Source organism: Streptomyces sp. NRRL S-31 (assembly GCF_000718775.1).
Taxonomy (GTDB): domain Bacteria; phylum Actinomycetota; class Actinomycetes; order Streptomycetales; family Streptomycetaceae; genus Streptomyces.
In genome coordinates this window covers 1-351 of the sequence record NZ_JOCB01000269.1, presented here as the reverse complement: position 1 = coordinate 351, position 351 = coordinate 1, and the positions used below count along the sequence as shown (strand labels likewise).

Annotated in this window: 1 protein-coding gene; it reads left to right on the top strand. The window is 80.3% G+C overall.

Annotated elements, in window-relative coordinates:
• A partial coding sequence (locus IF37_RS45400) for a biotin/lipoyl-containing protein (RefSeq protein ID WP_030754555.1) occupies positions 1-351 on the top strand: 351 nt, incomplete at both ends.

Below are 351 nucleotides of genomic sequence, written 5' to 3'. Positions count from 1 at the left end.
CCGGCGCCCGCCGCCGAGGCCGCTCCGGCCGCCCCGGCCGGCGGCGCCGAGGGCACCGACGTGGTCCTGCCCGCGCTCGGTGAGTCCGTCACCGAGGGCACCGTCACCCGCTGGCTGAAGTCGGTGGGCGACTCCGTCGAGGCCGACGAGCCGCTGCTCGAGGTCTCCACGGACAAGGTCGACACCGAGATCCCCGCCCCGGCCGCCGGCGTACTGCTGGAGATCGTGGTCGGCGAGGACGAGACCGCCGAGGTCGGCGCCAAGCTCGCCGTCATCGGTGCCCCGGGTGCCGCCCCGGCCGCCGCTCCGGCGCCCGCCGCCGCCCCGGCCGCCCCGGCCCCGGCCCCGGCC